Origin of the sequence: Nitrososphaera sp. (genome assembly GCF_036397675.1) — an archaeon.
GTDB lineage: Archaea > Thermoproteota > Nitrososphaeria > Nitrososphaerales > Nitrososphaeraceae > Nitrososphaera.
In genome coordinates this window covers 13,920-25,994 of sequence record NZ_DASWIL010000025.1, presented here as the reverse complement: position 1 = coordinate 25,994, position 12,075 = coordinate 13,920, and the positions used below count along the sequence as shown (strand labels likewise).

Annotated in this window: 17 protein-coding genes; 6 read left to right on the top strand and 11 right to left on the bottom strand. The window is 53.6% G+C overall.

What is annotated here, in order from left to right; genetic code table 11:
* Nucleotides 1–4 precede the first annotated feature (4 nt).
* The 4 genes from lysX to argH all read right to left on the bottom strand — a co-directional run bounded on the left by lysX (nt 5) and on the right by argH (nt 3,901).
* Nucleotides 5–877: a lysine biosynthesis protein LysX gene (lysX, locus tag VGA14_RS05090; RefSeq protein ID WP_414690227.1), complete on the bottom strand. Its 873-nt coding sequence runs from the start codon at nt 875–877 to the stop codon at nt 5–7.
* Entirely contained in the window at nt 865–1,032 is a 168-nt protein-coding gene (gene lysW/argW, locus VGA14_RS05085) for an alpha-aminoadipate/glutamate carrier protein LysW (RefSeq protein WP_292641174.1), read from the bottom strand. The genes lysX and lysW/argW overlap by 13 nt, the downstream gene beginning before the upstream one ends.
* A 4-nt stretch (nt 1,033–1,036) precedes the next feature.
* The gene (locus tag VGA14_RS05080; protein ID WP_349257138.1) at nt 1,037–2,263 is read right to left on the bottom strand and encodes a homocitrate synthase/isopropylmalate synthase family protein; all 1,227 of its coding nucleotides are present in this window, start codon (nt 2,261–2,263) and stop codon (nt 1,037–1,039) included.
* Nucleotides 2,264–2,422: 159 nt separating this feature from the next.
* Nucleotides 2,423–3,901 carry an argininosuccinate lyase gene (argH, locus tag VGA14_RS05075; RefSeq protein ID WP_331002668.1) on the bottom strand — a complete coding sequence of 493 codons (1,479 nt, stop codon included), beginning with the start codon at nt 3,899–3,901 and terminating at the stop codon, nt 2,423–2,425.
* A 116-nt stretch (nt 3,902–4,017) separates the two neighbouring features.
* Here argH and VGA14_RS05070 point away from each other — a divergent pair, with 116 nt between their 5' ends.
* Nucleotides 4,018–4,290, top strand: coding sequence for a hypothetical protein (locus VGA14_RS05070; protein ID WP_331002667.1), 273 nt, complete (start codon nt 4,018–4,020; stop codon nt 4,288–4,290).
* Between the two features lie 39 nt (nt 4,291–4,329).
* Entirely contained in the window at nt 4,330–4,677 is a 348-nt protein-coding gene (locus VGA14_RS05065; protein WP_331002666.1) for an iron-sulfur cluster assembly protein, read from the top strand.
* Here VGA14_RS05065 and VGA14_RS05060 read toward each other — a convergent pair.
* The 5 genes from VGA14_RS05060 to VGA14_RS05040 form a co-directional block, all read right to left on the bottom strand.
* The gene (locus VGA14_RS05060; protein WP_331002665.1) at nt 4,674–5,516 is read right to left on the bottom strand and encodes a succinate dehydrogenase iron-sulfur subunit; all 843 of its coding nucleotides are present in this window, start codon (nt 5,514–5,516) and stop codon (nt 4,674–4,676) included. The two genes, VGA14_RS05065 and VGA14_RS05060, sit on opposite strands and share 4 nt — an antisense overlap.
* 5 nt (nt 5,517–5,521) lie before the next feature.
* Nucleotides 5,522–5,851, bottom strand: a complete 330-nt coding sequence (locus VGA14_RS05055) for a succinate dehydrogenase (RefSeq protein ID WP_349257137.1) — start codon at nt 5,849–5,851, stop codon at nt 5,522–5,524.
* 22 nt (nt 5,852–5,873) lie between these two features.
* Nucleotides 5,874–6,314: a succinate dehydrogenase gene (locus VGA14_RS05050; RefSeq protein WP_331002663.1), complete on the bottom strand. Its 441-nt coding sequence runs from the start codon at nt 6,312–6,314 to the stop codon at nt 5,874–5,876.
* Entirely contained in the window at nt 6,314–8,026 is a 1,713-nt protein-coding gene (locus VGA14_RS05045; protein WP_331002662.1) for a succinate dehydrogenase/fumarate reductase flavoprotein subunit, read from the bottom strand. The genes VGA14_RS05050 and VGA14_RS05045 overlap by 1 nt, the downstream gene beginning before the upstream one ends.
* 124 nt (nt 8,027–8,150) lie before the next feature.
* Nucleotides 8,151–8,360: a hypothetical protein gene (locus tag VGA14_RS05040; RefSeq protein ID WP_331002661.1), complete on the bottom strand. Its 210-nt coding sequence runs from the start codon at nt 8,358–8,360 to the stop codon at nt 8,151–8,153.
* Nucleotides 8,361–8,500: 140 nt separating this feature from the next.
* On the opposite strand from VGA14_RS05040, the gene VGA14_RS05035 reads away from it, so the two are divergent.
* Genes VGA14_RS05035 through VGA14_RS05025 form a run of 3 tightly spaced genes read left to right on the top strand, consistent with a single transcriptional unit; the run spans nt 8,501 to nt 10,057 of the window.
* On the top strand, nt 8,501–9,388 hold the full coding sequence (locus tag VGA14_RS05035) for a site-specific DNA-methyltransferase (protein WP_331002660.1): 888 nt from the start codon (nt 8,501–8,503) through the stop codon (nt 9,386–9,388).
* Nucleotides 9,389–9,407: 19 nt separating this feature from the next.
* A complete protein-coding gene (locus tag VGA14_RS05030; protein WP_331002659.1) occupies nt 9,408–9,740 on the top strand; it encodes a hypothetical protein in 333 nt (110 codons plus the stop codon).
* Nucleotides 9,737–10,057: a hypothetical protein gene (locus tag VGA14_RS05025; protein ID WP_331002658.1), complete on the top strand. Its 321-nt coding sequence runs from the start codon at nt 9,737–9,739 to the stop codon at nt 10,055–10,057. The genes VGA14_RS05030 and VGA14_RS05025 overlap by 4 nt, the downstream gene beginning before the upstream one ends.
* Nucleotides 10,058–10,545: 488 nt before the next feature.
* Here VGA14_RS05025 and VGA14_RS05020 read toward each other — a convergent pair whose 3' ends face one another.
* Nucleotides 10,546–10,929 carry a hypothetical protein gene (locus VGA14_RS05020; RefSeq protein WP_331002657.1) on the bottom strand — a complete coding sequence of 128 codons (384 nt, stop codon included), beginning with the start codon at nt 10,927–10,929 and terminating at the stop codon, nt 10,546–10,548.
* 10 nt (nt 10,930–10,939) lie between these two features.
* Here VGA14_RS05020 and VGA14_RS05015 point away from each other — a divergent pair, with 10 nt between their 5' ends.
* Nucleotides 10,940–11,368: a hypothetical protein gene (locus VGA14_RS05015; protein ID WP_331002656.1), complete on the top strand. Its 429-nt coding sequence runs from the start codon at nt 10,940–10,942 to the stop codon at nt 11,366–11,368.
* A gap of 96 nt (nt 11,369–11,464) precedes the next feature.
* Here VGA14_RS05015 and VGA14_RS05010 read toward each other — a convergent pair whose 3' ends face one another.
* Entirely contained in the window at nt 11,465–11,857 is a 393-nt protein-coding gene (locus tag VGA14_RS05010) for a hypothetical protein (RefSeq protein ID WP_331002655.1), read from the bottom strand.
* Between the last annotated feature and the right edge of the window lie 218 nt (nt 11,858–12,075).

Sequence of the window (12,075 nt, the reverse complement as noted above, 5' to 3'; positions counted from 1 at the left end):
TTTCCTACCTTTTGTAAAGCGACAGGGCGTAATCAATCATTAGGCCTGGGATGTCAACGCCGGTTGTCCTGACGGTGTTCTTGAATTCTGTCGTGTTGTTCACCTCGTGCACCATCAATCCATCCTTGCCTTCCATGAGGTCAACTCCCACCACCTGGCCACCTACTGCCAGGGTGGCCTTCATGCAGATGTCGTCAAGCTCGCTCGTGATCGGGCAGACCTCTGCCCTGCCTCCTAGCGCCATGTTGGTCTTCCACTCGCCGTCGCCGGAGTATCGATAGATTGCGGCAACTACTTTATCGCCGACAACTATTGCGCGGATGTCCCGCGGAGGACGCTCGACAAACTCTTCAAAGTAGTAGATGTGGTACAGCGGAAACATGTGCTCCCTATCCTCGATGACTGCCCGCGCCGCGTCCTTGTCGCGTAAGAGCCCTATCATCCTGCCCCAGCTGCCGATGGTTGGCTTTATTACGGCAGGGTAACCAAACTCGTCAAGCGCCTGAATGGCAGACTCTTCTGAAAACGCGGTTATCGCCTTTGGCGTCCTGACGCCGGCTTTCTCCAGCTCCATGTGGGCAAACAGCTTGTTACCAGTGATGCCTGCCACCTTTAATGGGTTTATCACCTTCGCCCCGAGCCCTTCCAATGCCGCAGTTGCGTGCAGGCTCTTGAAGTAAGACACGCTGCGTTGGAGCACGACCTTGCCCTCAAAATCAGAATGGCCGTCAAGCCTCAAGCGTAAACCTTTGACGTCAACGTTTTCCACGGAGACGCCCTTTTTTCTGGCCGCCTCTAGGAGGGCCTTTTCCTCCCACCGGATGGTGTCGTATAGAATCGCAAGGGTGTTGCCGTTGCCGGCGCTCACTGTCCCCAGTCCTCTCCGACAACCTGAGCTGGTTTTATGTCAAACCCATTTGCGCCCTTGACCAGCTCGTAGCTGGCGCCGCAGTCCGGGCAGGTGACAATCTCGCCCTCTATAGAGTCAGTCGGGACCTTTATCTCCGCATCGCATTCTGGACAGCTGACCATTTCCTTATTCCTTCTTGCCTACTTTCATCGGCTCGTCATTAAGTATCTTTCTCTCGAGCCTGTCGTCCAGGTATAGCTCCAGTATGTCGCCCATACGCAGCTCCTTGAGACCCCGCGCAAGCTGCTCTGCCTCATGCTTGGTCGTTTCAAGGCCGAGCAGCGAGAGCAAATAGGCGGCGCCGTTCTTGCCGGCAAGTTCGCCAAACACGATCTTACGCCTGTTTCCTACGATCTTTGGCTCGATTATCTCGTACGCGGCGGGGTTGCGCAGTATGGCCGCAAGGTGAGTTCCTGCCTTGTGCTTGTAGGCGCTGTCGCCAACGACCGGCTTTGATTCGGGTATGCCGAGGTCGATGTATTCTGCAATCGTCTTTGACAGGTCCTTAAGCATGTGCAGGCGCAGGTCGTTGTTTGACCTGTATATGAGCGAGAGCGCGACCGCTGTCTCGGCAAGCGACGGGATTCCTGTGCGCTCGCCAAAGCCGTCGATTGTTGTGTGTATCTGGTCTGCTCCTGCCTCGCAACCTGCCAGCGCATTGGCAAGGGCAAGCCCCACGTCGTTGTGGCAGTGCACGTCAAGCGAAGTCCTTGACCTGTCGATGTTGTCGTAGACCATCCTCACCAGCTGGTACATGCCCCTCGGGCGCATGATGCCCACCGTGTCGGGTATGCTTATCCTCTCGATGCCCCGCCTGTTCATCTCCTTGCACATTTCCACAAGAAATTCCGGCTCGGTCCTGCTTGCGTCTTCCATCGTAAAGCGCGATTTCAACCCGTGTGCCTTGATGTAATCGGCGACTTCAAGCGCGCGGATTTTCGCCTCCTCCCTGCTTATCCTTAATTTTGCAGCCAGGTGTATGTCAGAAATGCCCATGTAGGTGGCGACCCAAGTCGCGCCACAGCTGATGGCAGTGTCGACGTCAGACTTTATCGCCCGCACGTGCGCCACGATGTCGGCCTTGAGGCCCTGTTTGATTATGGTCTTTGTCGCCACGACGTGATCCGGCGACACTACTGGGCTTATTTCTATCTGGTCGACGCCAAAAGAGTCAAGCATCCAAGCTATCTGGATCCTCTGCTTGATGGTGAACGCGACCCCCGGGTGCTGCTCGCCCTCCCTCAGCGTGCTGTCGAGTATCCTAACCTTCCTGCTCGACGTGGCCGCGTCCTGGCCCCCCATTCTGTTGTACATGTGAGCGTAATAGTTCGGGTCGTCTGATTTTAGCGACATTTCTGCTATATCCAACAGTATTCGGACTCGATATAAACCTTATCGCAACTAAAATAGCGTATTTCATAACATTTCCTGACTGAAAGCGCTCTAATCGAGCTAGGAAAAAACGAAAAACACCCGAAAGAATGGGAAAATGTGCGGGGCCAGTCTATTTTGTCACGAGTGGATGTACTTGTCGACGGTTTTTGCCAGGTTCGTAAGCGAGCCCTGCACGAATTTCGTCCTTTTGCCGACGCCTGCCTTGTAGCCGGCGAGTTTTAACCGGGCCATCTTTATCATTTCGTCCTGCTCCTTTGGGTTTGGCGAGCCGACAGACTTGCGCAATGCTATGGATTTTGCGGGCGTCATGCCTTTTACAATCCGCGCTAGCTCTACTGCTCCGAGCTTTTTTTCCGGCTTGACCTTCTTTAGCACTGCAGCGGCGTCCTTGATTGTAATTGCTGAAAGCGACGCTTCTTTAGCGGCTGCTTTTGCTACAAGCGCGCCGACTATTTTATGCGCATTGCGGAAAGGCAATCCCTTTGCGACGAGCAGTTCGGCGATGTCAAGCGATACGGCGTAGCTTGTCTTTGATACCTCGAGCATCCTCTTCTTGCGCACCTGCAAAGTATCGATGACGTCTTCCACCACCTGGACTGTACTGATAGCAGCCGAGGACGCCTCGAGCAACTGCGGCTTCAGGTCCTGCAGATCGCGGCTGTAGCCGGAGGGAAGTGCCTTTGTTATCCCGAGCATCGATACAAGCCGGCCTGCCATGATCGCGGACTTGGCCCGGACAAGCTCAAGCGGGTCGGGGTTCTTTTTCTGCGGCATGGCGCTGGACGTTGAACTATACCGGTCATCAAGCTCGACGAACCCGAATTCAGCCGTGGACCAGATTATCATGTCCTCGGCCATCCTTGCAAGCGTGGTGGACAGTATCGAAAGCGACGCGACGTATTCCACGAACGTGTCGCGTGAAGTCGTAGCGTCGACTGAATTGCGCACCAGCCCGTCAAAGCCGAGCAGGACCGCCGTGCGCTTGCGGTCGATGTCGATGCTAGTCCCGCCTATTGCGCAGGCTCCAAGTGGCGACTGGTTAATCCGGCCAAAGCACTGGTAGAGGCGCTCAAGGTCCCGGAAGAGCGCGTCCGCGTACGCTAGAAGGACATGCGAAAATGTCCCGAGCTGTCCCTGCTGCATATGTGTATAAAGCGGCATCACGGCGTCGCGGTTCTTGCTCGCTTGTTTAATCAGCGAGTCTATCAGAGCTATGATGGATGCGCAAAGGCCGTTGATGTCGTCGCGCACTTTCATGCGCATGTCAAGCACAACCTGGTCGTTCCGCGACCGTGCGGTGTGCATCTTGCCGCCTGCGCCCATACCGGCCTGCTTTATTACGAACGCTTCCAGCGCCTCGTGGATGTCCTCCGCACCCTCCGTGTCGACTAGGCCCGGGCTCTTTTTCGCTTCCTCAAGGGACACAAGTATTTTTTTTAGCTCTTCAAGCGATATTATGCCCCGCTCGTGAAGCATGACAGAGTGTGCCTCGCTCCCAACGATGTCGTAGTACAGTATGGACTGGTCGTGTGGAATAGACGAGAGGAACGCAAGCATGTCGTCATCCATCCTGCCCTTGGGCCGTGAGCGGTACATGTAGGTGCATCGTCGAGTGCTTTATTTTAATATTTTACAGCAGCTAGCTTGCGTCCACCGCTTTGTGAACGCGAGCTAGCTTGCGCAAAGTTAAGCCAACTAGTGATAAGGTCTACATGGAATCCGCGCTGGCACAGCCAACTCGCCTCATAGAGTACCCGAGCGACCTCTCAACCTGCAACTCACTTGCAGTTGACGGCAAGCAGCTGCTATTCCTCCGCTCGCAACCAGGCGGGACGCAGTTTGTGGTGGTGCTCGGATTTTATGCAGGGCAGAAGGAGGATGTCGTCACAAAAGACCTCATAGAGCCCGTGAACGAAGCAAGCAGGGAAGCAATAGCGTGCAGGCTGGTGCAGGATTGCGGCCAGGCGCACATACTCTTCCTCTAGTCAATGAATAAATACTGTTTTGCACGACGTACTTGTATCATGAGTGGCACCGATACCGTCCCAAAGGGCGACGACCTACAAGCGACACGCAGGAAGATCTTTGACGAGCTGACCAAGATAGTTGACCCCGAGATAGGGGTGTCGATAATGGAGCTGGAGCTTGTGGACAAGGTCGACATTAACTCTGGAAAAGTCGCAGTCGACCTGCATCTGACGAGCCCGTTCTGCCCGGCGGTGTTCGGGTTCAAGATAGCCCAAGACGTCAGGGACAACATCTACAAGCTGCAAGGAATAAACGAGGTCAAGGTGCAGGTGAGCAACCACTTTATGGCCGACGCCATAAATAAGCAGGTCAACGAGAGCAAGTACCCTGCAAAGGCCGCCTAGGCCTTGCTTCGGTCCTTCAGCTCTGCAACTTTTTTCTCGTTTTTTGAAAATCCAAGCAGGTGACCCCTGAGCAACTGTATGCCAAGCGCGGGGTCTACCCCCTTGGGGCACACCGTGCTGCACGAGCCGGCAAAGTGGCAACGGAATATGCCGTGCTTTTCGTCCACCAGGTCAAGCCTCTCCTTTGGTGCGGTGTCGCGGCTGTCAGCAAAGTAGCGGTAGGCCTGCCCTAGCGCCTGCGGGCCGGGGAACTTTATGTCCATCGCGACGGTAGGGCACGCGGAATAACACAGCCCGCATTTGATACAATACGAAAACTGGAGGAATCTATCCACGTCCTCCGGCATCTGCAAATATTCTGACAGCTTTGTTATCTGGCTGGCGTCCAAGTCCGCGTCACTGTTTTGGATGTAGGGCTTCATGTCCTTGTGGTGCGCAAAGAACTGCGAAAAGTCTGTGACAAGGTCGCGCAAGTGTGGAAAGTTGGCAAGGGGCTCACAGGTTATGGTACTCCCCTCAAGCTCGGACATCTTGGTGTAGCAGGCAAGGCGCGGTATGCCATTGATTTTCATGCCACACGAGCCGCATGACGCCATCCTGCACGAGTACCTGATGCCTATGCTATGATCGGTGTTTTGCTTTGCCCAGAGCAGCGCGTCGAGGACAGTCGTCGAACGCTGGACCGGCACCTCAAACGTGTCGTATCTCGCCGCTTCGCCGACGGCCCTGTTCGCCCGGAAGACTTTGAGCGTTATAGACGAGCGCAGGATCTCCTTTCCCACGTGCTCCTTTGCACGCTTTTTGTCTAGACGTTCGATTTTTTCTATTGTCTCTGTCACTGTAATCAACCAAGTGATAGCCCGTTGGCTACGATTATCGTGCGCGTACCGTACGCTATTACGCCCATCATTGCAACTATCGTCACGACGGTCACGAAATTCTCCCAACCCCTGCTCTGCCGCATTTCAAGCAGGATGACCCGAAGCCCGTTAAAGCCGTGTATCGCAATAAGCACCAGTATCGACTCCAGCAGAACGGCGTAGGGTAGGTTGTGGTAGTTCAGGATAACGTTGTCGAACTCGAGGCTGAGGTTGAACGGCATGACCAGTCGCATGAGTATGTGCACCGCCACCACGAACAGGGCTGCTATGCCTGTCATGTAGTGGATTTTCATTATCTGGCTTTCTCTGAGCACCTTATTCGCCTCCAAACAGAACTGAAGCTCCGTACAGCATTGCGACTGCAGCCAATATTAGCGCTACCCATATGCCGGACTTTTGCCTATAATTGAGCGAAACTGGGTCGTATGGGTAGTCTGGTCTGCCCGGCTTGCCAAGGCCCTTGCCACCGTGTGTGAATATCAGGCGTATACCGTTTGCAGAATGGAACGTACTCATTCCGATTACAAGCAACAGTATCATGTGGCCCAGCGGCGTCTGCGTCAGCTCCAGCATCGCGTTCCACGCGTCAAAGCCCTGCGTGAGGCTGCTGGTCTCATAGACGTGACCGACAAAATACACAAGCAGGCCCACCCCTGTCAGCCGCTGCAGCCAGTAAGATACGCGCTCCCAACCGTAGCGGCCAGGGTTTAGCCAGCCCTTGAGCCCCTCGCGGTTGTTGCGGTCATAGACTTCCATCAGTACTTCCTCTCCACCGGCGCATAACGTGTGAACGTTACCGGGTGCCAGTCCATGCGCGGTCCATCCGGGGTGTGGTAAGCGAGCGTATGTCTTAAGAAGTTCGCGTCGTCCCGAGTCGGGTAGTCTATGCGCGCGTGCGCGCCCCGCGACTCCTTGCGGTTAAGTGCGCCCACCAGGACGACCTCGGCGGTGCGGAGCATGGAGTCTATCTCCATGACGTTTGTAAAGTTGGTGTTGTACTCCTTGGCCTTGTCGTCGACGTGCTTCCACATGGCTGTCTTGAGCTCGCGCACTTTTTTCAATGCAGACGACAGATTCTCCTCGTTCCTGAAAACATAAGCCTTTGCATCCATCGTGTCTGTCAGTTCTTTGCGTACGTCATACGGGTTGACGCCACCGGCGCCCCGGAAAATCCCGTCGTAGATGCGCTTTTCTTCTGCGGCGACTTGTTCGTAAGAAATGTCAGACACGCGCAACTTTTCTGCCGCCGCGTGCCTGGCTGCAAGTTCGCCCGTAATCCTGCCCCAGACTATACACTCTGAAGTCGAGTTAGCGCCGAGCCTGTTTGCGCCGTGCGTGCTGTTGCAGGCAGCCTCGCCTGCGGCCCAGAGGCCGGGAAGCTCCGTGGCGCCGTCAACGTTTGCGTGGATGCCCCCCATCATGTAGTGGCACACAGGCCTCACCTCTATGGGCTCGTCGATGATGTCTACGCCGGAGAACTTGATGCCTATTTCTCGTATGCCTGCAAGGACCTCCTTTATGCGCTCGGCTCCAAGGTGTGTCAGGTCGAGCTTTAGGCAGTCGTAACCCGTCTCGTGTTTGAAGCCACGGCCTCCCTGGATCTCCTTTATCATCGAACGCGACACCACATCGCGGGGCGCGAGCTCCATCTTGCCGGGCGCGTACCTGCTCATGAAGCGCTCGCCCTTGTTGTTTACCAAATAGCCTCCTTCACCCCTTGCGCCTTCAGTTATCAGTATCCCGGAAGGCATGATGCCTGTCGGGTGAAACTGGACGAATTCCATGTCCTTCATGGGAAGCCCGGCCCGAAACGCCATGTCAAGGCCGTCAGGAGTCGACGAGAACGCGTAGGTGGAAAAGCTGTATATCCTGCCGGCGCCTCCAGTGCATATTATCCCTGCCGGCGCCTTGAAGACGGTAAAGTCGCCGGTCTTCATTTCGATGGCAGACATGCCCCGGAATGCCGAGTCGCGCAATATCGACGTGCAGAACCACTCGTTGTAAAAGTGAATGTTGTCGTACTTTTGGCAAGTGTCGTACAGCGTCTGCATCAGGTAAAAGCCGACCTTGTCCTGGGCAAATGTTGCACGCGGGAACGAGTAGCCGCCGAATTTGCGCTGTGCTATCCTACCATCCTTGCGCCGGGACCAGGGCATACCCCAGTGGTCCATCTGGTATATCTCAAAGGGCATGTTGCGCACGAGGCGCTCTGCCACGTCCTGGTCTGCAAGAAAGTCGCTCCCTTTTATCGTGTCGTACACGTGCGATTCAGCGTTGTCGCCCTCTTCCTCGTACAGCACCGCCGCCGTGCCGCCTTCTGCAGACACAGAGTGCGAGCGCATCACCTGCACCTTTGACAGCACTGCGACGCTCAGGTTCCTGTCTACGGCAGCTGCCGATATCGCGGCACGCAGGCCTGCAAGGCCGGATCCAATTATCAGAACGTCGTGAGATATGGCGTCGGCCAAAAGTATCCGCTTCTATCAGAAAGACGTATTGCATAAATATCTTTGTGACTCCGCGTGTTCATCAATCAGCAGCAGCGTTTATTCTAACGCGCGAGTTTGTCGGCAGCTGCCTCAGTGCGGTGCTTTACATCATCGCGTTGCGCTCGTCACTTTTTGCAGGATTCAATGAAGCCAATAAACTCTGCAGGACATAGTCAGATTGCGCGTACCTTTCCCCGGAGTTCACGTTCACCGAATCCACCCCTGCCAGCTTTTTGGCCTTGTTTAGGACTTCAGCAAACCAGTTTTCATCTTCCTTGCCCGGGTTTTCTATCTTGATGTCCTCATCCAACATTCTCTGCCTTCCGCAATGCTCGACCAACCTTCAAGAAAATTGTATAAAAGCGCGCCGTGAAGCCAGGCCATAGAGAGAAGTACTATGCGAAACCACCGGTCCTTGCAAGGTTATAAGGAGTAGACTGCTTCCAGAATGCGTTGGCAAGGCGCGCTCCCACCAAGACCAGTGATTTTGGGGTGTCGCGGAGGGAAAGCCATGACTCGTCCGCGTTTTACGGCCGCAAGCTCTATCCTCCAAAGGCTGAAAGCTTGGCAGGCGAGCAAGAAAATCGCGTGCCGCAGGAATCTGTCGACCGCGTGTTTTGCAAGAGCAGCGAGAGCATGAGCGAACTGCCCGACAGGAGCGTCCACCTTGCAGTCACCTCCCCACCGTACAACGCGGGAAAGAAGTACGACCGCGACCTCACCCTCGACCAGTACAGGTCGCTCCTCCGGCGCGTCTTTGCAGAGCTTTTCCGTGTTCTGGTTGGCGGCGGGCGTGTGTGCATCAACGTCGCAAACCTCGGGAGAAAGCCGTACATACCTCTTCACAGCTACGTTATACAAGATATGCTTGCGGCCGGCTTTCAGATGCGCGGAGAGGTCATATGGAACAAGGGCTCAAGCGCTGGGACCTCTACCGCTTGGGGAAGTTGGCAGTCGGCGTCAAACCCCACCCTGAGGGACGTGCACGAATACATATTGGTGTTTTCAAAGGGTGAGTTCTCGCGTAAAGCAGGCTGCAAAAAGAGCACCATTTCAAAGGAGCAGTTCCTGAAGTATACAAAAAGTGTCTGGGATTTTCCCGCCGAGTCGGCAAGGAGGGTCGGCCACCCTGCACCCTTTCCGGTAGAATTGCCTTACAGGTGCATCCAGCTGTACACTTTTGCAGAAGACGTAGTGCTCGACCCGTTCTGTGGTGTTGGCACCACCTGCGTCGCCGCCTCGCAGGCAGGCAGGCGTTATGTCGGCTTTGACACTAACGATGAGTATGTGAGGGCCGCGGAGAAGCGGATAAGCGAGTCCATACAAAAAGGAAATATGTAGTAGCCGTCATACCCCCGGCGTGTCAGACATCGTCTACCTCAAATACGAAGAGCTTGGAGACATGCTCAAGGTCATCATCTACTCGTCGCAATCTATGCTAGGCGTAGTTCCCATGTTGTACCACATAACCCACGGCGGCAAGGACGTGCTCTTCATACAGACAGGCGCTGTCGGAAGTTCCACAGTGCACTATGTGGTGCAACAAGGCAAGCCGGCAAAAAGGTTCATCCAGCTCAGGAGACTTACCGGCGACTTTTCCTATGTCGACAACCTTGGCGGCGACGCCCAGTCGCTTTACGTGCCGGTGTTAGGGCTTGAAAAGTCGACGCTCGAGTTCCCGTTCCTGAAATGAAGCGCAGAAAGCCCGACAGGAAAGCAAGGCCGGCAAACGAGATAACGGAGCAGGAAGTCGAAGAATTTCTTCAAGTAGTCAGGAATTTTGATGGCTATCCGCGCTTGCGCGACCTTGGTGGGCTCTTGCCGTCCATGAGCGCGTATAAGATAAATGTCATCCTGCGGTACCTGGTGCGCTCAAAAACGATAATCGTTGACAACGACGGCTACATCACGTGGGTCAGGAAAGGTAGGCCCGGCGACATGACGCTTGGCGACGTGGCAAGCATCGACCCGGGGCTGAAAGAATTCCTAGCCAGGGATAGCGAAAATTAGTTTATGAGGGTAAAAATCCCCGCAAAACACTGGTCATTTTATGCATTTTACACCGTGCCGTTATTGGGCCTCAAGAGGGTGCGGCGGGCGTTCTAAACTCTAGTCTTATCAGTATGTCGTGAATAACTTAGACTGTGAATGCCATCGCGGCGGCCAGGAGCCAAATGTTTGGGATTCCTGCCTCAATAACTGCCGCAATACTGGTTTGGCTGTCTACCACCAGTTTCGGTTATTGCTGGGAAGCGCTTTGTGCGCGGATTTCCCTTGCAATGCAGGCGGTAGCAAGTCTGATACCCTGATGTCTTGGCTTATGTTGGAAAACCATTGGCCGTATGCCTTGGGATACTGGGAACCTTACTTGCTACCCGTCACATATGGGTTAATAGGATATGGTGTCTGGTTTGGCAGTTCGAGGTATCTAGGCCACAGATTCGGGAATTAGTTTGTTCAACAAAAGTAGTGATTTTGTAGCATCGCCTCAGATTTGGCTACAGAGGAAGCTGTTCGAGTGCCGGTAATATCTCTTTGAGAATAATCGGTTCATGGTCTACTTCAACATCGAAGGAAACCATCAGTATGTGAGTGATTCTTGACGCCCGTCGCACTGGTATGCTCGCGCGCTTGACTTTCTTGTACATCGCAAGTGCATAGAAAGTTTCGCCGAGCTTGTTCTCAAGTGTTTCACGGGTGCCCATTCTAAGTAGAGACTGCAAGATCGATTTCTCGGTCTCTTCGACGGTCAATAACGGTGTAAGACCCTTACGATAGGCGCTACTAAGAAGCTTGGGCTCCTTATTTGCTATGCCGACGTACCTTATCCCCCTGTTTAGGCTCAATATTTGAGAGCAGAACTGGTCAAGGTTCGACGCCATCGATGCGGAGATGCCCAAGAAGAACTATAAACTTTCTGTATTCACTTCTTTGTGCATTAGCAAGGGCACCTCTTCAATACATAACATGTTGAGAATCTTTGAGAAATTCCAGAATTCACCCCTCCCAGAAGATGATACTTATGAAAGTCTTTATCTAGTAGAGGAAAAATTCAGTATTCGAGTGAACCCCCAAAGTAACGCGAATCAAGGATCCACTTTCCGGGGGGATTTTATCAGAGAAGCCCGCGTCTGGCCTGATGTTTTGGGGCCGGATGTAGCAAAGATGTTTTTCGACGCAATCGAAAGGAGAGGCGTTGTCTTGGACAGCAATCATTACTATTCATCCGAAGAGGTTGAAGGGATGTTACTGTATTTCCTTGGCAACGATCTGGCTAAAATTCTCGTCGAGAGACTGAAGAAAGAGACACAGCCGAGATAATGGGTGATTTTTCGCGTTTGACGTCAACATTGGGCACGAAGACAGAGCGGGACACCAAACCCACGGTACCAAAGAAGCCCTTCGTATCCAATAGTTCTAGGAATATTTCTTGACGAACCCTTCATGACCGAGATTGAGGTATTCAAAATATGTATTGTCGATCATTTCCAAAATCTGCTGAAGGCGGTATACAGCTGCTGTGGTCTCTGCTCTCCACTGATGACATATTTCTGAGAAGGCTCCTATGCCAGATATTCCGCTGGTGCGATATTGGGCAGCCAAGCCTTTTGCGATCTTTGCTCTGCTAAGGTCTTGATCGCCTGCAGTATCTACATAATTAGCGAATTTTGAGCGAATGCCCATCCGCAAGCTTTCAAGAGCCTTTGTGGACAGAGTACCAAGTTCTTGTACGTTGCATCCAAGTCTCTCCAGTTCTTTCAGTAGTTTATCCCTTGTACTTGAATCGCCTTGGACACTCTCTGGAGCCACTCATTGACCACTTGGTCCTAAAACCGGTCAATGGTTGAGTCCTAATTAAATCATACTAGCATTAAATATCAAATGCCAAATTGAAGCCGCGTTTCCAGGCACGTCGTTTAATTTGACACCCATCCAGCTTGAACTACTCATTGCGTAGCTACCTCCTCGGGAACAGCAAAGAACTAGTCCGAGCTAATCAACGCGATTGGCTCTCCCGCTTCTTTATT